Origin of the sequence: Burkholderia sp. SIMBA_051, assembly GCF_046534915.1 — a bacterium.
In the GTDB taxonomy this organism is placed as follows: Bacteria; Pseudomonadota; Gammaproteobacteria; order Burkholderiales; family Burkholderiaceae; genus Burkholderia; species Burkholderia ambifaria.
Map to the genome: position 1 here is coordinate 296,392 of NZ_JAWRXS010000003.1, position 18,685 is coordinate 315,076.

The following is an 18,685-nucleotide window of genomic DNA, read 5'->3' on the forward strand; positions in this document are numbered from 1 at the left end:
CGGCCGCGCTCAGTGGGCCGTGACGTTCGCGCGGCCGGGCGTAGCGCCTCCCGCGTGCGTATCGCCGTGCTGGCGCACCGACGCGTAGACGCCCGCCAGCAGCAGCGCGAGCGCCGCGATTTCGAGCGTGCGCGGCATCCGGTGGTCGTAGATGAACGCGTAGAGCATCGCGAACACGGTTTCGAACACGATCAGCTGGCCCGACAGCGTGAGCGGCAGCCGCTTTGACGCCGCGTTCCACAGTCCGTTGCCGAGCCACGACGCGCCGATCGCCAGCGCGAGGTTCAGCAGCCAGAACAGCTGCCAGCGCGATGCCGGGACGGCCGCCTGCGCCATGCCGGCCGGCAGCGCGAGGATCGCGAGCCAGCAGAGACCGCCGATCAGCCCCGTCACGACACCCCACAGCACCGACCACTCGTTGCCGCCGAAATGATGGTGGCGCTGCAGGTAGCGCGCGTTCGCGACCGCGTACCAGGTCCAGCTTGCCAGCGCGCCGCTTGCGCACGCGATGCCGGCGAGCTTCTGGCCGAGCGTCGTCGCGTGCGCGGCTTCCGATGTGAAGAGGTCGACGTTGATGCAGACGATGCCGGCGATCACCAGCGCGAGCGGCGCGGCGAGCCGCCGCAGCGGCACCGCGCCGTGGTCGCCGAGGCCCGCGAGCGTGACGGTCACGGGTAGCACGCCGACGATCAGCGAGCTGGGCGCGATGCCGATCAGGTGCACGGCGCCGGACAGCAGCATGTAGTACGCGACGTTGCCGACGAGCGCGAGCTTCACGAGCGCGACGAGATCCTCGCGGGTCAGCCGCGCGAGCAGCGAGCGGGCGGCCGGCAACGCCGCCGCCAGCGACACGAGGCCGTACATCGCATAGCGGCCCGCGCTCAGCAGCAGCGGCGAGAAGTCGGTCATCAGCCGCGGCACGAGAAACACCATGCCCCACAACGCGCCTGCCAGGACGCCATACACCACACCGCGCTGCATCGACTGCTCCGAACGAAAGACTGACGAGCGCGCATCTTAGCGACGGCCGCGCGAGCGCGTCTTGTTCATTCCTGCACTCCGAAGCGGGTGGGGTTCGGGATCGGGCGCGATCCGGTCCTGTTTGTCGCGGATCGGGGATCGCGGCGCGCAGGGACGCCCTGCGACGACCGGCGGATCAGCCCTCGGCCGGTTCGGCCGCCGCCGCACTGTCGCCCGCCGCGGATGACCGCGCGGGCCGGCGCACGGCGCGCAGCTTGCCGCTGTTGCCGCCGCCGCAGTAGAACGTGTCGCGACCGTCGGACTCCAGCCCCGACACGCCGACGCCAGGCGGCATGTCGACCTGCTCGAGCACCTGCCCGGTGCGCGGGTCGATCCGCCGCAGCTCGCTCTCGTCCGCCTCCCAGGTGCCATGCCACAGCTCGCCGTCGACCCATGTCACGCCGGTGACGAAGCGGTTCGATTCGATCGTGCGCAGCACGGCGCCCGATTGCGGATCCACCTGATGAATCTTGCGCTCGCGGTATTGGCCGACCCACAGCGTGCCTTCGGCCCACGCGAGCCCGGAATCGGCGCCGCCGCCGGGCGCGGGGATCGTCGCGAGCACGCGGCCCGAATCGGGATCGATCTTCTCGATGCGGTCCTCGACGATCTGGAACAGATGGCGCCCGTCGAACGCGGTGCCCGCGTGCGCGGCGACGTCGAGTGTGCGCACGGTCGTGCCGCGTTCCGGGTCGAGCGCGTTCAGCTTGTCGCCGGATGCGAACCACACGTGCTGCCCGTCGAACGTGACGCCGTGCACGCCGTCGCCGCCCGGAAACGGGCCGTATTCGCGGAGGATGTTTGCGGTGGAGCGTTTCATGTCTGTCGCCTCGTCGTTGGTGTACCCATCCTAGTCGCCCGGCAGCGGCGCGGGGAGTAACAAGGTCGTCGCGAAACCGGGCAGCGGCGGCGTCATCCAGCGGCGCGCGCGGCCGCGGCCGAGCGCCTGCACCTTGTCCGCTTCGGCGAGTGTGTCGAGCGCACGCTGGACGGTGCGCTGGCTCGCACCGAGCGCGAGGGCGAGAGCGGAACTCGACCACGCCTCGCCGTCCGCGAGCAGCGCGAGCACGGCCGCGTGGCGGTCGTCGACGGGGCGCGCGAGCACGACCGTCTCGCGCGGGCCGAGCGGTTCGAGCGCGAAGCCGTGCGGCGTCGCGGTGACGTTCGCGAGCGGCCGCAGCATCGCGCGCAGGCGGCCGATCTCGACGCGCAGGCGGGCGCGGTGCGATTCGTCCGCGTGTTTCGCGCGAAACGCCGCGGCGACGAGTGCGTTTCTCGATACGTCGCCGGGCCATGCCTCGCCGAGCAGGCGGGCGAGCACGAACAGCACCGGGCGGCGCGCGAGCGACACGGTCGTGCGCGCGTCGCGCACCGCGTGGCGGCATGCATCGACGACGAGTGCGTTCGATTCCAGCAGCGCCTCGACCTCGTCGAGCAGCACGAGCCGCGACGCGCCGCGTGCGATGAGCCGCGCGGCCGGCGTATCGAGCACGCGCGCGGCCGTGTCGACTTCGGCGGTCAGCGCGGCGATGCCGGCGTCCCGTGCGGCCGCGCGCGCACGGGCGAGGGCCATGCGCGCCGCGTGCGGGCGGATGCGGCGCATCGCGATGCCGGCCGCGATCAGTTCGTGCGCCGCGCGCGACGCGGCCGGCAGCGGTGCGGGATCGAGGCTCGCGAGCCGGCGTTCGGCGTCGTCGACGTGCCCGATCAGCAGCAGCCGGCGCACGACGAGATAGCGCGCATGCGCTGCGTTCGCGTGGTCGCCGTGCGCGTCGAGCGTCGCGCAGGCAGCGTCGAGCGACCGCGACGGCCAGCCGAGATCCCGCGACGCCAGCGCGATCTCGGCTTCCGCGACGACGCAGCGCGCCCGCGCGACGGCCTCTTTCGCGCCGAATGCGCGGGCCGCGCCGCGCACGAGCGCCCGCGCACGCTCGAAGTCGCCGAGTTGCGCCATCGCGATGCCGCGCAACGCGAGCGCCGGCGCGTCGTCGCGCAGCGCGACGCGGTTCAGCGCGCCGAGCGGGTCGCCCGCCGCGAGCGCGCGTGCCGCGGCCGTGATCAGCGAATCCATCCGAATCCCGACACCGTTGTCACTCCCTGCCGTCCGATGCCCGGCCCTAATCTAGCACCACGCACACGGCAGATGCGCCGTGCCCGGATCCCTGTCCCAAGGAGGAACCCGCAATGACGACCCATCTCACCGGAACACGCGCCGAATGGCTGGCCGCGCGCCGCGCGCTGCTCGACGCGGAAAAGACACTGACACGGCAGAGCGACGAGCTCGCGCGGCGGCGCCAGGCGCTGCCGTGGGTGCGCGTCGACAAGACCTACCGGTTCGATACCGAGCACGGCCCGGCGACGCTCGACGATCTGTTCGGCGGCCGCTCACAGCTGCTCGTCTATCACTTCATGTTCGGCCCCGACTACAAGGCCGGCTGCCCCTCGTGCTCGGCGCTGGCCGATGGCTTCGACGGCTTTGCGGTCCACCTCGCGAACCACGACGTGACGCTCGCCGCGGTGTCGCGCGCGCCGCTCGCGAAGCTGCTCGCGTACCGGCAGCGGATGGGCTGGCGCTTTCCGTGGGCGTCGTCGGACGGCGGAGACTTCAATTTCGACTTCAACGTGTCGTTCACCGAAGCGCAGCAGCGCGCGGGCGACGTCGAATACAACTACGCACGGGCCGGCCACGCGATGGACATGGACCCGCCGCCTGCCGCCGTCGCGCAGTTCGCGGCGACGTGCGGCACCGACGCCGCCACGTACTCGCGCGACCGGCCGGGGATGAGCGCGTTCGTGCGCGAGGACGGCGTCGTCTATCACACGTATTCGACCTACGCGCGCGGGCTCGACGGACTGTGGGGCATGTACCAGTGGCTCGATCGCGCGCCGCTCGGGCGCAACGAGACCGGCGTGTGGTGGCGTCGTCATGACGAATACGCACGCGGTTGAACGCGGGCCGAACCGCAACGGGAGCGAGTGATGGACATCGCGACGAAACCGGCTGCGACCGGCGCTGCGGGCGGCGGCCGGCTCGCGTTCGGTGCCGCGCTCGCCGCGGTGTTCGCCGCCGCCGTGTGGGCGACGCTCGCGCAGCACGCGTCGATGGATGCGATCGGCGGCATGCCGATGGCGGGCGGCTGGACGCTGTCGGCCGGGTGGCTCAGTCCGTGCGGATGGCGGGCAGGGCACGCGTTCGCCGGGTTCGCCGGCATGTGGGGCGCGATGACGGTGACGATGATGCTGCCGGTGCTGGCGCCGGTACTCTGGCGGTACCGGCAAAGCCTCGGCCCCGGGGGCGACGCGTGTGCGGCATGGCTCGTCGCGATCGTGGGCGCCGGGTATTTCTCGGTGTGGATGTCGGTCGGTGCGGTGGTGTTTCCCGTCGGCGCTGCGTTGGCGGCGGCCGCCACGCGCCTGTCCGCACTCGCTGCCGCAATGCCGTTTGCGGCCGGCGCGGTCATGCTTGGCGCCGGCGTGCTGCAGTTTTCCGGCTGGAAGCTGCACCGGCTCGCCTGCTGCCGGCACGCACCGGACGCCGGAGGTGCGCGGCGGGAAGGTGCCGCCGCCGCGTGGCGGCACGGCGTGCGGGCCGCCCTGCGGTGCGGCGCCTGCTGCGGGAACCTGATGGCCGTTGCACTGGCGGCCGGCATGATGGACCTACGCGTGATGGCGGTCGTGATGGTGGCCGTCGCCGCCGAGCGGCTGGTTCCGGCCGGCGAACGCGTCGCGCGGATCGTCGGAGGCGTCGCGACCGGCGCCGGCGCAGCGATGATCGCGTGCGCTGCGGCGGGGCTCGCCTAGCGGCGCTTGAGGTCGCCACCGCACATTGAGCGGGGCGGCCGCTGCGCCTCCGTCGGGTGCTGCGTTGTACGGCAACGACGTGCGATCGGCCCGAATTCCGGCCGGCTGCGCGAATGGGGCGATGCCCGGGTGAAACGAAAAGCGATCGAAAACGAACCGAACGGCGATCCGAACGATTCGGCCCCCGAACGCTCGAAGGCGGCTAACCCGTTGTTCGTGTTGTGAAAATTCGCAGCGCTTCGCGTATAATTCGCTTTTGCGCCCATAGGATTTGCCATGCGTCTGATCCAAAAAGCACTCACTTTCGATGACGTGCTCCTCGTTCCCGCCTTCTCCGACGTTCTCCCGCGTGACACCAGCCTGAAGACCAAGCTGACCCGCAACATCTCCCTGAACATGCCGCTCGTGTCCGCCGCGATGGACACGGTCACCGAAGGTCGCCTCGCGATCGCGATGGCGCAGCAGGGTGGTGTGGGTATCGTCCACAAGAACCTCACGCCGGCCGAGCAGGCCCGCGAGGTCGCGAAAGTCAAGCGTTTCGAATCGGGCGTCGTGCGCGATCCGATCACGGTCCCGCCGCAGATGAAGGTGCGCGATGTGATCGCGCTGTCGCGTCAGCATGGCATCTCGGGCTTCCCGGTCGTCGAAGGCCCGCAGCTCGTCGGCATCGTCACGAACCGCGACCTGCGTTTCGAATCGCGCCTCGACGAACCGGTCAAGTCGATCATGACGCCGCGCGAGCGTCTCGTCACGGTCAAGGAAGGCACGCCGCTCGCCGAAGCGAAGGCGCTGATGCACAGCCACCGCCTCGAGCGCGTGCTGGTCGTCAACGACGCGTTCGAGCTGCGCGGCCTGATGACCGTCAAGGACATCACGAAGCAGACCGAACACCCGGATGCGTGCAAGGACGAACACGGCAAGCTGCGCGCAGGCGCGGCGGTCGGCGTCGGCCCCGACAACGAAGAGCGCGTCGAGCTGCTGGTGCAGGCCGGCGTCGACGTGATCGTCGTCGATACCGCGCATGGTCACAGCAAGGGCGTGCTGGAGCGCGTGCGCTGGGTCAAGCAGAACTTCCCGCACGTCGAGGTGATCGGCGGCAACATCGCGACGGCCGCTGCCGCGAAGGCGCTCGTCGAATACGGCGCGGACGCGGTCAAGGTCGGTATCGGCCCGGGCTCGATCTGCACGACGCGGATCGTCGCGGGCGTCGGCGTGCCGCAGATCAGCGCGATCGCGAACGTGTCGGAAGCGCTGAAGGGCACCGGCGTGCCGTGCATCGCCGACGGCGGCGTGCGTTTCTCGGGCGACGTGTCGAAGGCCCTCGCGGCCGGCGCGAACGCGGTGATGATGGGCAGCATGTTCGCGGGCACCGAAGAGGCGCCGGGCGACGTGTTCCTGTACCAGGGCCGTCAGTACAAGTCGTATCGCGGCATGGGTTCGGTCGGCGCGATGAAGGACGGCGCGGCAGACCGCTACTTCCAGGACAACTCCGCGAACATCGACAAGCTCGTGCCGGAAGGCATCGAAGGCCGCGTCGCGTACAAGGGCTCGGTCAACGCGATCCTGTTCCAGCTGGTCGGCGGCGTGCGTGCGAGCATGGGCTATTGCGGCTGCCGCACGATCGACGAGCTGCACGACAAGGCCGAATTCGTCCAGATCACCGCGGCGGGCATGCGCGAGTCGCACGTGCACGACGTGCAGATCACGAAGGAAGCACCGAACTACCACGTGGACTAATCGCCGATGAAACCGCTGCTGCGAGCCGTGCTGATCGTCGATGCCATGCTGCTGCTGGGGTTCGGCGTGCTGTTCGTGCTGACACCCTGGCAGGCGCTGTTCAATGCGCTCCAACTCGCGAACATCCAGCCGGCGATGCTCGGCCAGGCGTTCGGCATCGCGCTGCTCGGGCTCGCGTGGCTCGCGTTTCATGCGGCGGTCAACGGCGAACTCACGACGCCCGTCGCGCGTGTGGTCGGCCATGTGAACTGGCTGATCGGCGTGCTGACGGTCGTGTGGTCGTTCGGCACCGGCAACGGTCCCGCGCTCGCGGCCGCCGGCCGGGTGCTGTCGGCGATGGCCGGTGTCGCGCTGATCGTGCTCGGCCTCGGCGGCGTGCGGCTCGCATCGGCCGTGCGGCGGCGCGAGAAGGCGCAGGTGCTCGAGGCCCGGGACGCGAAGCGTCCGGCCGAACCGGCGCCGGCCTCCGCACCGCAGCAGCGGGTCGAACCGGTCGTCGGCCGTCCGGCCGCGCCTGCGGCGCCGGCCGCGGCGGCCACGCCGGCCGCATCCGACCGATTGTCAGGCAGCGTCGCATTCGACGCGCGCCCGCCGTCGCGGGATTGACCGGCGATGCGTCGCGCGAGCCGCCTGCCGCCCGACGCCGTTGTCCATGTTATTGACGCAGCGCTTCATGCGCTGCTTTTCTTATTCTCTTCATCCCGTCCGCAGCCATGCACGACAAAATCCTGATTCTCGACTTCGGTTCGCAAGTCACCCAACTGATCGCGCGCCGCGTGCGCGAAGCGCACGTCTACTGCGAAATCCACCCGAACGACGTGTCCGACGAGTTCGTCCGCGAGTTCGCGCCGAAGGCGGTGATCCTGTCGGGCAGCCACGCGAGCACGTACGAAGACCACCAACTGCGCGCGCCGCAGGCCGTTTGGGATCTCGGCGTGCCGGTGCTCGGCATCTGCTACGGCATGCAGACGATGGCCGTGCAGCTCGGCGGCAAGGTCGAGTGGAGCGACCACCGCGAATTCGGCTATGCGGAAATGCGCGCGCACGGCCATACGCGCCTGCTCGACGGCATCGAGGATTTCACGACGGCCGAAGGCCACGGCATGCTGAAGGTCTGGATGAGCCACGGCGACAAGGTGGCTGAGCTGCCGCCGGGCTTCGCGCTGATGGCGTCGACGCCGAGCTGCCCGATCGCCGGCATGGCCGACGAGGCGCGCGGCTACTACGCGGTGCAGTTCCACCCGGAAGTCACGCACACGGTGAAGGGCCGCCAGATCATCGAACGCTTCGTGCTGCAGATCGCCGGCGCGAAGCCCGACTGGATCATGAGCAACCACATCGAGGAAGCCGTCGCGAAGATTCGCGAGCAGGTCGGCGACGAGGAAGTGATTCTCGGCCTGTCGGGTGGCGTCGATTCGAGCGTCGCGGCCGCGCTGATCCACCGCGCGATCGGTGACCAGCTGACCTGCGTGTTCGTCGACCACGGCCTGCTGCGCCTGAACGAGGGCAAGATGGTGCTCGACATGTTCGAGGGCCGCCTGCATGCGAAGGTCGTGCACGTCGACGCATCCGAGCAGTTCCTCGGCCACCTGACCGGTGTGACCGATCCGGAAGCGAAGCGCAAGATCATCGGCCGCGAATTCGTCGAGGTGTTCCAGGCCGAAGCGCAGAAGCTGTCGAAGGCGAAGTGGCTCGCACAGGGCACGATCTATCCGGACGTGGTCGAGTCGGGCGGCACGAAGACGAAGAAGGCGACGACGATCAAGAGCCACCACAACGTCGGCGGCCTGCCGGAAACGCTCGGCCTGAAGCTGCTCGAACCGCTGCGCGACCTGTTCAAGGACGAAGTGCGCGAACTGGGCGTCGCGCTCGGTCTGCCGCCGGAGATGGTGTACCGCCATCCGTTCCCGGGCCCGGGCCTCGGCGTGCGGATTCTCGGCGAAGTGAAGCGCGAATACGCGGACTTGCTGCGCCGCGCGGATGCGATCTTCATCGAGGAACTGCGCGGCACGACCGCGACGGCGCAAGACGCCGCAGCCGGGCTGTGCGGCGAGGCCGACGTCGGCAAGACGTGGTACGACCTGACGAGCCAGGCGTTCGCGGTGTTCCTGCCGGTGAAGTCGGTCGGCGTGATGGGCGATGGCCGCACGTATGACTACGTGACGTCGCTGCGCGCGGTGCAGACCACCGATTTCATGACCGCGCACTGGGCGCACCTGCCGTACGCGCTGCTCGGCCGCGCGTCGAACCGGATCATCAACGAGGTGCGCGGGATCAACCGTGTGGTGTACGACATCTCGGGGAAGCCGCCGGCGACGATTGAGTGGGAATGATGCGGCGTCCGGCACTGGCCGGCATTTATTGGCAGTGAAATACATCTAAGCCCGCGATTTTGCGGGCTTTTTTGTATTCTTATCTGGCAATGGGCTGGTGTCTTCCGGCACCCTCAAGCACGTTTTCCTTATGGTATGAACGAGGGTATCGATTCTGTGTGATGCCATGACGAGCTACCGATACCATGCGCCTGCCTTGCGGCGCATCATGGTATTGATTCGGGATATCACATTGTTTTTTCGTGTTTTTCATCCGGAATTGGACGGTCCTCAGATCATGGTATTTGTACCGAATCTGAACACCAATCATGCTGACCGATACTAAGCTGCGCAACCTCAAGCCGAGGGCCTTACCGATTCGACTGTTATCACGTTGGGCCTGAAGGGCTTGCGCGACCTGCAACACATGACTCAAGCGCTTGTGCTCGACGACTCCGCCTTGATCGATTTCGGCCAGGGGGCCGTACTGCCTGTAGGGCAACACACGTCCGTCAGCCCGGATTTCGATTGCCTTCCTCCGCCTGCCAGTCTGCCAGGAGTAGAACAGTGTCAGCGGCAGCATGGCGATCAGGCGACCTCGATCTCATCGACGGCGGGGAGCCATGCCCGGAAGTCGGCGCCCGTCGCAATCCAGCGGAAACCATGCGGCGTGACCATGAGCACGGTGATGCCGTCGGGATTCGGCGCTGGGTCCCAAAGGCCATGCGCCTCGACCTCGGCGACCAGCGCTTCGTATTGGTTGGTCGTCTCCATGGCTATCACGAGCACCTCAAACCCCGCCGCCACAATCTCGGTCAGAAGCGCGGGCTGGACGTCGGTCCCAGGGCCGATATAGGCGGCCACCATCCGGCCGCCCAATCTGTCGTTTATCCGCTTCTGGCGTTCATACGCGGCGTCAACCTGGGGGCCGGGCGCGCTGCTAGAGATGCTGAACCTTCCGTCCTCGGTCAGCTCAATCGTCCAGGGCATCGGCGGGTTCTCGCTAAACCGGCCGATGATGGTCCTGGGGGAGCGATAAGTCTCCATGGTCGCCTGCTGAAAGCCTTGCAACAGTTCGAAGAAGAACAGGGCGATCTGCAAACCATCCTGCATCTGCTGGAATGAGACGGCGACCGGCTGACCGCCGTTGCGCCGCCGCAGTCGCAGACCGTCCGGACCCAGGATGTAGTCGGCGTGGGCCATGCCGTTGCGGATATCGTCGCGGAAGGCGATTTCGAGCAGGCGGGCGAGGCCTGTCATGCCGATTGCCGTTGCTACCTTCGCTAGGTGCCGGAACATCGCATTGGCGTTGGGGCCGATCACGGCACGGGGCTCTTGGCGCACCCGGACGAGGTTCTGAAAGGGCCAGAGGTTATAGGCCTTCAACTGCGCAACGCGCATGGTGTTGAGCAGGCCTTCGTACACTCCGCCGGCTTCGGCAAGCTGAGCGTACAGACAGAGCACCTGGCGCAGTTCAGGTTTGGTCAGGGGTGCGCCCTTATTGCCGAGCGCCTTCAACTCCCCAAACACCTCGTAAGCCGTCTGGACTGTTGACCAGCCGGCGTCCTGCGCACCGCGAAACTCGCCTGACAAAGCTGCAGCGGTGTCGATCTCGTTGATCGTCCGCGCATAGGCGAACAAGTAGGTGAATTGTGCGTTCAGGGCGCGAACGTAGACTTGCGGTTCCATTTCTCAGTCGTCCTCTCCGTCAGGTATTTCTAGCGGCTAATCGACAACGACAAATCCATTTTCGGAACGACCGTGAACGTCCCCGGACCTTCGCGATCAGCGGCTCAAAATCGCGCGCGAGCAGCGGCAAGCGAGGACAGGTGATTGTCGCCCGGGCGCGATGGAAATGGGCCAGTAGGTCGAGCGAAGACATCGTGTCAGGCCTCCCGCGGCACAGCGTTCGATGGCTTTCCGCTAACGGGAGTGTCATCGAACGATTCCGGCCACACGATCGGCTCCAGCATTTTCGCGGAAGGGGTCGAGCGTTTGGCGTGCTCGCGGCGCAGACGCCGAGCCACGTCACCGAGGGCGTCCGCGCGATCAATGGCATAGTGGATGAGGAGCGCCGCCGTTTCGCGCGGGTTGGCATTCTTATCATGCTTGCGATGGGCTTCCCCACCGAGCAGGGCCTTGTGCCATCCCTCCGTGGCCCTTGCCGGATCGATCTGATCCAGGACACGGGTCAAGCCTGCGTCATCGACTTCGGCGAGAACGCGGATAAACAGGGCGGCCTTGTCCCAGAAGGACGGACTTTGCTGCGACAAGATCGCTGCGATGGGGGCATAGTGCGGCTCCAGGAGGGCGGCCAATAGGCTGGGTCTAGTCCGCGCGATGCGTGCCAGCATGGCTACGCCGAGCCCCCATTCACCGTGACCGTGCTTGGTAATGGAAACGGGCTTGCCCGCAGCCAAGTGACGAAAAGCCACTTCGGGAGCCATCCAAGCGAGTCGAGGCGAGAGATTGGCGATTTGGGCTTCGTTGTGTGCAATAAGTTCGCTGATGGTCGGTCGGACCGCGGGAAGCTGCCAAGCCACAGACAACAGCATGCGCGCGTCGCCGATCTCCTCCTTCCAGCCGGGTCCGATGGTCGTTCCGATCCTTTGCCAATCGAGCGCTTGGACCGTTTCCGCGAAGACGGTTGGGCAGACTTTTCTCAGGACATCCAAGAGACCGGCGGCTGCTTGAAATGATCGCTGGTCGCTTCGCGACAGCTTGTCCGCTAGATGTCTCGGCTTCCAGCAGGCGCACAACCGGCGTGCGGCGCGCTTCATCTTGGTCGTGGGGCGCCGCTTTCCAACGTACAGTCCAAACGGATCGTAGACTCGCAGCGCATGCCAAAAGAGATCGTTGAGCTCGTGGAACGCGTCTTGAGGATCGTTTTGAAGCCGCTCTGCGATCGAGGGCGCGAGCGCTTCGATCAGCTCGCAGGCCAAAGCCTCATCGACATAGCTGATGTGCTTGCAAAGGTCAGCGACTAGGGAGAGCGGGGCGTCGAAGGGCCAAGTGGAGACCAGGCGAAAGAGGTGGTCGCGATCAAGCGCAGCCAGGTAGGCGACCTTCCACGGCTCATCGTTCGTCAAGTGACTCAGGGAGATCAACTCGGCGATCTCGCAGGCATGGACCGAGGCCGCGGTGCTGATCGCATCCGCCACAACGATTGGAGAGACTCGGGCCTTGATTGCGGCGCCCAGTTCTTTTTCATGAGACATGATTTGGTTCACAAGCCTGCCCAAGGCATAGCAGGCGCCTTTGGGCGTGGCCTCGATCCAGCCGACGACGACATCTTGATGGTCTGCGGCACCGATCCCGTCAGGTTCGAGGTAGCTCCTGACTTCGTTCAGGGCCCAGCTTGCATGGAGGATTTCACTTGGGGTACAGGCGGCCCAGGCCCGATCGAGCAGCGGACGCAGCCATTCCGGCTTTATTAGGCACGACCAACGCCCATAGTCGTCAGTGCGCCGCAACTCACCAAGAAGTACCGCAAAGCCCCCCAAGGGGAGCATCGGGTTGGCAAGTGTGGACTGCAGCAGGCGAGCTATTCGATTGATGCCTTCCGGGTTCTGGCCACCGAGAATTTGCCCGAGCAGAACGCCGGCTAGGCGCTGGTGAGGGCAGCGCAAGTCGGAACGCGTGAGCAGCAGGCGTTGGGCAACCAACCAGTCAACGGCGGGTTGAAGTTCGGCATCTGCGACGTGGCCTTCTACTTGTGCTCTCAGACTGTCAAACGGACAGGACGCGTCGCGAGAGGCAAGCTGTCGGATGGCTGCAGCAGCCAGTACCACGTCCGCGCCGGCGGCGCGCGCAGAATCGGCCATAGATTTAGACCGTCGCCAGCCTCCACCGAGGATGAAACAGAATTGCCATGGAAATTGCGCGGTTTCGGCCTGATTGAGGCGCCAGTCGAGAGACTCCTCGGACAACCCAGGCCCTATGCGGTCGTCAGCTTTCCGGACGGCGGCAAGTGTGCGCTCGACATCCGCACGAAGGCCGTGGGCGATGACCGCGACCGCTCTCTTGGCGTCAAGGTGAATGGTGCCAGCGGCAGTCACCTTTCCATCCAACAGCGTATGAGCACTCAGCACCCATCGGGTAGCTGAGGCTGATTCCTCCAGCGCCCGTAGCTGCGCGGGTGGCGCCAGATGGGCATCGTCAACGATGTAGAGCGTCGGTTCCGAAATCGACGCTGCGGCCGGAACACCCGCCGTCGGGTCGGTAAGACGGAAGGTGCGCCAACCGCTCGTGCCGATGGCGCGCGCGGCCTGCAAGGCGCATATCGATTTGCCCGCACCGGGAACACCGGCCAGCCGCGCCGTCCCGGCTTGGCGAAGCTCCTGAAGCAGGGTTTCGGCCTCTGGCAAGGTCGGGCAGGCGCCAACGTCCGCAGGCCCAAGTGGGCGTCCCATAAGGGCAGGGCCGAGATCGCGCAGCGATGTGAAGGAGACTTCCGCCCAGTCGGGAGCCGCGGCAGTCTTTTCAGCCAGTGCACCTAAGAGCTGTTGGATCGCGCTAGATCGTTCTGGGTAGAATTCCTCGACGACCGTGGGATGGGACGAAAGCAGGCCAACGATCGACTCCCACCCGAGCACTGCCACGGGGAACTGGCCAGCCTTCACACGCCGCTCCGATACAGCCGCGACGTGTCGTTGAAGCGCCCCGTCGTTTGGAGCTGTGGTGGCAAACACCCACTGACTGAGTTGGGGCGAAAAGCGTTCTGCTTTCGCGAGTTCGGCATCGAACTCGTCAGCCGTCGCGGCGGCGCCGTAGAGCTGATCCTTCCCCTTACACTGCACGCCATAGGTGCGACTCGGCTCGTCCTTCGGGGGGCCGAAAACGTCGACGCCGTGTTGCACTTGACCCGTCCGGCCGTGCCGCTGGATGAGCGGGTTCTCCCATACCGCCGCGAAGAGGGCCCTCGTCAGCGCTTCGAACTTGTCCCAATTATTCGGCGCCGGAAGTTGCTGGTCTAGGAGGTCCATCGTCTTATTGATAGTGTATGGGTCAGCTTCTCCGATGTCCAAAAGCTGGATCGGCCTCAATGCATCTTTTTGGCGCTGCGCAGCCCCTCGCGCCCAAGGTGAGGGTGTGGAGCGGCGTTGGACGACTAGGGCTGCCTTCTCGGTGCCACTTCCGTGTTGTTGAAATAATGCGTGGTGGCTCGGTACGTTGATCCGCGACAGTCCATTGATCCCGATCCCGAAGGAGGCCAACTCTCTCAATGCCGGCGCAACAGTGTAGCCTTACAGGCTTCGGTTCCCAATCAAAGCCTTTCCTCCATATCGTATTTCTCGTGGTATCGACGAAGTGTGCTTTGGTAGGTGTCTGAATTTTAAGATTATTTTGTGCAATTCAATAATCGAGTGGGGATGATCCGGCGCCGGGCATGCCTCGGTTGCCAATCACGGCATCGGATGATACGAACGCCCGGCAGGTGAACCTGCCGGGCGTTTTTTGTGCCGTGCGAGCCCTGCTGGCATCTCACGGCGGCTCCGACAAGCACGCGGTCGCATCCGCCCGGTCTCCACCGAGTTCCGCCAGATAGGGCCACGGATAGATGCCGCGCGCATGACCGTCGCCGAACAGCAGGCGGATGCCGTAGCCGGCCGCTTCCACGCCGTCCAGCGTCAGGCCGGGTTGTGCGTCGACCCGGCCGCCACCGAGACGGATCTTCCGGCATGCGGCGCACGGACAATCGCTGCGCAACCGCGCATAGCCGATGCGTTGCGTGTCGTCGTCCGGCCAGCGCAGCACCAACGCACGCGCCGCATGATCGACGCGGATCTCGGTCGGCATCATCATCGTGCGTCACCTCCGACCTGCGCGATCGCGATCCGCACGGCCTTGCGCACCTCGGGATCGCGATCGTCCAGCGCACCGCGCAGCGCGGGCAGCGTCGCCGGATCGCGCAGCTCGCCAAGCGCGAGTGCCGCCTCCTTGCGCAGATTGCTGATCGCATGCGACAGCAGCCCGACGATGGCCGGCGCCGCAGCCGCGTCGCGCAATTGCCCCAGTGCGCGCACCGCACGCAAGCGCACCTGCCAGTAATCGTCGTCGAGCGCGGCGACGAGCTGGGCACGTGCGGCCGCGACACGCAGCTTGCCGAGCGTCGCGGCGGCTTCCTCGCGTACCTGCCATTCGGCGTCGCGCAGCGCCGCCAGCAACGCGGTGACGACGGCCGCGTCGTCGGGCGCCGCGAATCCCACTGCTCCGATCGCGATGCGCCGCACGTCCGCATGCGTGTCGGTCGTTGCGATGCGCGCGAGCGGCGGCAGTGCGCGCGCGTCCTTGAGCCAGCCGAGCACGGCGACAGCCTCGGCGCGCACGGCCGCCACGGGCGCGTCGAGCGCGCGCAGCGCCGGCGCGAACGCGGCGGGATCGCGCAGTTCGCGCAAGCCGCGCAGCACGGCGACGCGCACGAACGGTTCGGCGTGTTCGGCCCAGCGGCACAGCACGGCGCCCGACTCGACGTCCTTCAGTTCGGACAGGCCTTGCGCGGCGATCGCGCGCACGCTGTCGTCGGGGTCGAGCAGCGCACGGCACAGCGCGTCGACGACATCGGGTTGTTCCCACGCGGCAAGCACACGCGCGGCTTCGCCGCGCACGTCCGCGGACGGATCGTCGCGCAGCGCGGCAACGAAGGTCGGCACGAGCTCGGGATCCTCGAGATCGGCGAGTTCGAGCAGCGCAATGCGGCGCACCGATGCATCGGCTGCGGCCACGCGCGAGACGAGCACGGCATGGTCGGAATCGTGTGCGCCGGGCGGCGGGAAAGGAGAGGAAGAAGCGGTCATGGTCGAAAACTCGGAGCAGTCAGGCGCGTGGAGCCAAGCAGCGCCAGGCAGCGGCGCGTGATGTCGACGCACGCGCAGCGCAGGTTTCATGTGTCGTGAGCACGGTAGTGGGAAAGCGCCGCGCCGGCGGCGCGCGGGATCAGCGCAGCAGGTAAGGAATGTCCACCTTGACCGCGCCGGTCGGGCAATCGCGTTCGCATGGCATGCAGTACCAGCATTCGTCGAACTGCATGTACGCCTTGCCCTTGGTCACGTCGATCGCGAGCAGGTCGAGCGGGCACACGTCGACACAGACGGTGCAGCCCTTGTCGGCGATGCAGCGGTCCTCGTCGATCGTCACGGGCGCGCTGCTGCGCAGGAAGATGTCGTGCGGGGTATGGGGCACGGTAAGGCTCCTCGGAGTCAGAGTACGGCCGCGCGTGCGGCCGGTTCGCGGATGCGCAACTGCGCGTATGCGCTGCGTTCTTCGTCGGCGAGCGGCACGACGTAGGGTTCGACCGGCCGCTTCTCGCTGCGCATCGTGCCGTCGACGCTTTTGCGCAGCCAGGTGTGGCAGAACCATTCGGCGTCGTTGCGATGCGGGAAGTCGACGCGGTGGTGATACAGTCCCCAGCGGCTCTCGGTGCGGAACAGCGACGCACGCGCGGCCATTTCGGCGCAGTCGCGGATCGCGCGCACTTCGGCCGCGCGCATCAGTTCATGCGGGTGATTCGCCTTTATTTCTTCGATATCCTCAGTAATTCCGTCAAAACGTTGCAAGCCGATTTCCATCTTGCGCGTCACCTTCGGTGGTTGAAGATAGTCGTTCACCATGCGGCGCAGCTTGTATTCGACCTGCGCCGGCGCGAGGCCGCGCTCGCGCGTGAGCGGCGCGAGCACGCGGGTGCGTTCGGCGGCGACCTGTTCGTCGTCCACCGGCGCGTGATCGCGGCCGGCCACGTAGTCGGCGGCGTTCTGCCCGGCGAACCAGCCGTAGGTGAACGCGCCGAGCATGTAGTTGTGCGGGACGGCCGCCATGTCGCCGGCCGCGTAGAGCCCCGGCACGGTCGTTTCCGCGCGCGCATTCACGTACACGCCGGACGCGCTGTGGCCGCTGCACAAACCGATCTCGGAGATGTGCATCTCGACCATCTGGCGCCGGTAGTCGGTGCCGCGTCCCGCATGGAAGCGGCCGCGGCTCGGCCGCTCGTTCGTGTGCAGGATCTGTTCGATGGTCTGGATCGTTTCCTCGGCGAGGTGGTCGAGCTTCAGGAACACCGGACCGTTGCCGCTTTGCAGTTCCTGGTAGAACTCCCACATCATCTGGCCGCTCCAGTAGTCGCATTCGATGAAGCGCTCGCCCTTGCCGTTCGCGGTGAAGCCGCCGAGCGGGCCCGTCACGTACGCGCAGGCCGGGCCGTTGTAGTCCTTGATCAGCGGGTTGATCTGGAAGCACTCGAGGTTCGCGAGCGCCGCGCCCGCGTGATACGCCATCGCGTAGCCGTCGCCCGCGTTGGTCGGGTTCTCGTACGTGCCCATCAGGTAGCCGGACGCCGGCAGCCCGAGACGGCCGGCCGCGCCGCAGCACAGGATCACGGCCTTCGCGCGGATCACGTGAAAATCGGCGGTGCGGCAGTCGAAGCCGAGCACGCCGCTCGCGCGGCCCTGCGCATCGGTCAGCACGCGCGTCGCGACGATCCGGTTCGTGATCGCGATGCGCGCGCGCTTCAGCTGCCGGTACAGCACCTTCTTGATGTCGTGTCCTTCCGGCATCGGCAGCACGTACGAACCCATGTGGTGGACCTTCTTCACCGCGTAGTCGCCGGTGCCGTCCTTTTCGAACTTCACACCCCAGCGGTCGAGCTGCTCGATCGTCGCGAAGCTATGCGTCGCATACGCGTAGACGGCTTCCTGGTCGACGATCCCGTCGTTGGCGATCGTGATCTCGCGCGTGTACTGCTCGGGCGTCGCATGGCCGGGGATCACCGCGTTGTTCAGGCCGTCCATCCCCATCGAGATCGCGCCGCTGCGTTTCACGTTGGCCTTCTCCAGCAGCAGCACGCGCAGCGACGGGTCGCGCTCCTTGGCCTTGATCGCGGCCATCGGGCCGGCCGTGCCGCCGCCGACCACGACGATGTCGTATTCGAGTACATGGGTATTCATTGCGGGTTCCTTGCAGGTTGGAGCGCCTTCTGCCGATCGATGCGCAACCGGTACTGGAAGGCGTCGCCGCGGAAGTACAGGTGTTCGTAGTCGATCGGCGTACCCGACGCGTCGTGCGTCAGGCGCTCGATCCGCAGCACCGGGCTGCTTTCCTCGACGCGCAGCGCGTCGACGATTTCATCGTCGGCGAGGATCGCGTCGATCGACACGTCGGCGTGGCCGAGCGGCACGCCGCAGTCGTTCTCGAGGATCAGGAAGATGTCGCGGGTCGCGAGATCCGCGCCCGCGAGCCGCTTGCCGAGCGCCTCGGGCACCCAGGTCTGTTCGAGCGACACGGGCTCGCGGTTGAGCAGCCGCACGCGGTGGATCTCGACGAGCGGCGCGCCTTCCGGCACGTTCAGCTTCGTCGCGAGATGGCGGTCGGCCTTCACGGTGCGAACGCTGCGCAGCTGGTTGACGATCTCGTAGCCCATCGACGACATCGCCTCGGCGAAGCCCTGCAGCGACGTCACGTTCTGGAACGCCTTCGGCTTCGACACGAAGGTGCCCTTGCCGTGCAGCCTGAACAGCAGGCCTTCCTTCTGCAGGTCGCCGAGCGCCTGGCGCACCGTGATGCGGCTCACGTCGAACATCGCGCACAGTTCGTGCTCGGACGGCATCCGGCTGTGCGGCGCATAGGTGCCGTCGAGGATCCGTGCGCGCAGCGTGTCCTTGATCTGCACGTAGAGCGGGGCCGCCGACAGCGGCACGACGTTGGGTGGGGTCATCGGTCAACTTGTTATGACAAGAGGACTCGAGTGTAGTGAGCGCGCTCGCGTGCCCAAACCAACGATTTCTGATTTCGACTTTCCGATTCCGGAAAAGCGGGGCGGCGGC

The 18,685-nt window shown here is 66.8% G+C and carries 15 protein-coding genes and 1 pseudogene; 5 read left to right on the forward strand and 11 right to left on the reverse strand.

Translation table 11 applies throughout. The annotated features are described in order from the left end of the window. Positions 1–9: 9 nt before the first annotated feature. The 3 genes from SB771_RS08825 to SB771_RS08835 all read right to left on the reverse strand — a co-directional run bounded on the left by SB771_RS08825 (position 10) and on the right by SB771_RS08835 (position 3,091). Positions 10–981 carry a DMT family transporter gene (locus SB771_RS08825; protein WP_175660529.1) on the reverse strand — a complete coding sequence of 324 codons (972 nt, stop codon included), beginning with the start codon at positions 979–981 and terminating at the stop codon, positions 10–12. Between the two features lie 175 nt (positions 982–1,156). Continuing rightward, positions 1,157–1,840 (reverse strand): glutaminyl-peptide cyclotransferase, encoded by a 684-nt coding sequence (locus tag SB771_RS08830; RefSeq protein WP_011657268.1) that lies wholly within the window; start codon positions 1,838–1,840, stop codon positions 1,157–1,159. 30 nt (positions 1,841–1,870) lie between these two features. After that, entirely contained in the window at positions 1,871–3,091 is a 1,221-nt protein-coding gene (locus SB771_RS08835; protein ID WP_175660530.1) for a helix-turn-helix domain-containing protein, read from the reverse strand. A 113-nt stretch (positions 3,092–3,204) separates the two neighbouring features. Here SB771_RS08835 and SB771_RS08840 point away from each other — a divergent pair, with 113 nt between their 5' ends. The 5 genes from SB771_RS08840 (at position 3,205) to guaA (ending at position 8,891) form a co-directional block, all read left to right on the forward strand. After that, entirely contained in the window at positions 3,205–3,969 is a 765-nt protein-coding gene (locus SB771_RS08840) for a DUF899 domain-containing protein (protein WP_175660531.1), read from the forward strand. 30 nt (positions 3,970–3,999) lie between these two features. Continuing rightward, positions 4,000–4,821, forward strand: coding sequence for a DUF2182 domain-containing protein (locus SB771_RS08845; RefSeq protein ID WP_175660532.1), 822 nt, complete (start codon positions 4,000–4,002; stop codon positions 4,819–4,821). A gap of 276 nt (positions 4,822–5,097) precedes the next feature. After that, the gene (guaB, locus tag SB771_RS08850; protein WP_006761441.1) at positions 5,098–6,558 is read left to right on the forward strand and encodes an IMP dehydrogenase; all 1,461 of its coding nucleotides are present in this window, start codon (positions 5,098–5,100) and stop codon (positions 6,556–6,558) included. Between the two features lie 6 nt (positions 6,559–6,564). Continuing rightward, positions 6,565–7,164, forward strand: coding sequence for a hypothetical protein (locus SB771_RS08855; RefSeq protein ID WP_175660533.1), 600 nt, complete (start codon positions 6,565–6,567; stop codon positions 7,162–7,164). 107 nt (positions 7,165–7,271) lie between these two features. Beyond that, on the forward strand, positions 7,272–8,891 hold the full coding sequence (gene guaA / locus SB771_RS08860; RefSeq protein ID WP_011657263.1) for a glutamine-hydrolyzing GMP synthase: 1,620 nt from the start codon (positions 7,272–7,274) through the stop codon (positions 8,889–8,891). Positions 8,892–8,970: 79 nt separating this feature from the next. Here guaA and SB771_RS08865 read toward each other — a convergent pair. The 8 genes and pseudogenes from SB771_RS08865 to SB771_RS08900 all read right to left on the reverse strand — a co-directional run. Next, positions 8,971–9,399 (reverse strand): annotated as a pseudogene (locus SB771_RS08865) (hypothetical protein); the annotation flags it as partial. A 59-nt stretch (positions 9,400–9,458) separates the two neighbouring features. Continuing rightward, positions 9,459–10,559 (reverse strand): hypothetical protein, encoded by a 1,101-nt coding sequence (locus tag SB771_RS08870; protein ID WP_175660534.1) that lies wholly within the window; start codon positions 10,557–10,559, stop codon positions 9,459–9,461. Positions 10,560–10,756: 197 nt separating this feature from the next. After that, positions 10,757–13,855: a hypothetical protein gene (locus SB771_RS08875; protein WP_175660535.1), complete on the reverse strand. Its 3,099-nt coding sequence runs from the start codon at positions 13,853–13,855 to the stop codon at positions 10,757–10,759. A 499-nt stretch (positions 13,856–14,354) separates the two neighbouring features. After that, positions 14,355–14,675 carry a gamma-butyrobetaine hydroxylase-like domain-containing protein gene (locus SB771_RS08880; protein ID WP_175660536.1) on the reverse strand — a complete coding sequence of 107 codons (321 nt, stop codon included), beginning with the start codon at positions 14,673–14,675 and terminating at the stop codon, positions 14,355–14,357. Then, positions 14,672–15,667, reverse strand: coding sequence for a HEAT repeat domain-containing protein (locus SB771_RS08885; RefSeq protein ID WP_175660537.1), 996 nt, complete (start codon positions 15,665–15,667; stop codon positions 14,672–14,674). Before SB771_RS08885 ends, SB771_RS08880 begins: the two co-directional genes overlap by 4 nt. 139 nt (positions 15,668–15,806) lie before the next feature. Next, the gene (locus tag SB771_RS08890) at positions 15,807–16,052 is read right to left on the reverse strand and encodes a ferredoxin family protein (protein WP_006755644.1); all 246 of its coding nucleotides are present in this window, start codon (positions 16,050–16,052) and stop codon (positions 15,807–15,809) included. 17 nt (positions 16,053–16,069) lie between these two features. Further along, the gene (locus SB771_RS08895; protein WP_175660538.1) at positions 16,070–17,809 is read right to left on the reverse strand and encodes a fumarate reductase/succinate dehydrogenase flavoprotein subunit; all 1,740 of its coding nucleotides are present in this window, start codon (positions 17,807–17,809) and stop codon (positions 16,070–16,072) included. Further along, on the reverse strand, positions 17,806–18,576 hold the full coding sequence (locus tag SB771_RS08900) for a GntR family transcriptional regulator (protein ID WP_175660539.1): 771 nt from the start codon (positions 18,574–18,576) through the stop codon (positions 17,806–17,808). Before SB771_RS08900 ends, SB771_RS08895 begins: the two co-directional genes overlap by 4 nt. Positions 18,577–18,685 lie beyond the last annotated feature (109 nt).

Bases quoted from the DNA above. Each gene is read 5' to 3' on its own strand.
- SB771_RS08845 (WP_175660532.1), top strand. From the start codon at position 4,000: ATGGACATCGCGACGAAACCGGCTGCGACCGGCGCTGCGGGCGGCGGC.
- SB771_RS08835 (WP_175660530.1), bottom strand. From the start codon at position 3,091: ATGGATTCGCTGATCACGGCCGCGGCACGCGCGCTCGCGGCGGGCGAC.
- SB771_RS08900 (WP_175660539.1), bottom strand. From the start codon at position 18,576: ATGACCCCACCCAACGTCGTGCCGCTGTCGGCGGCCCCGCTCTACGTG.
- SB771_RS08885 (WP_175660537.1), bottom strand. From the start codon at position 15,667: ATGACCGCTTCTTCCTCTCCTTTCCCGCCGCCCGGCGCACACGATTCC.
- SB771_RS08880 (WP_175660536.1), bottom strand. From the start codon at position 14,675: ATGATGATGCCGACCGAGATCCGCGTCGATCATGCGGCGCGTGCGTTG.
- SB771_RS08855 (WP_175660533.1), top strand. From the start codon at position 6,565: ATGAAACCGCTGCTGCGAGCCGTGCTGATCGTCGATGCCATGCTGCTG.
- SB771_RS08895 (WP_175660538.1), bottom strand. From the start codon at position 17,809: ATGAATACCCATGTACTCGAATACGACATCGTCGTGGTCGGCGGCGGC.
- guaB (WP_006761441.1), top strand. From the start codon at position 5,098: ATGCGTCTGATCCAAAAAGCACTCACTTTCGATGACGTGCTCCTCGTT.
- guaA (WP_011657263.1), top strand. From the start codon at position 7,272: ATGCACGACAAAATCCTGATTCTCGACTTCGGTTCGCAAGTCACCCAA.
- SB771_RS08830 (WP_011657268.1), bottom strand. From the start codon at position 1,840: ATGAAACGCTCCACCGCAAACATCCTCCGCGAATACGGCCCGTTTCCG.
- SB771_RS08825 (WP_175660529.1), bottom strand. From the start codon at position 981: ATGCAGCGCGGTGTGGTGTATGGCGTCCTGGCAGGCGCGTTGTGGGGC.
- SB771_RS08870 (WP_175660534.1), bottom strand. From the start codon at position 10,559: ATGGAACCGCAAGTCTACGTTCGCGCCCTGAACGCACAATTCACCTAC.
- SB771_RS08840 (WP_175660531.1), top strand. From the start codon at position 3,205: ATGACGACCCATCTCACCGGAACACGCGCCGAATGGCTGGCCGCGCGC.
- SB771_RS08875 (WP_175660535.1), bottom strand. From the start codon at position 13,855: ATGGACCTCCTAGACCAGCAACTTCCGGCGCCGAATAATTGGGACAAG.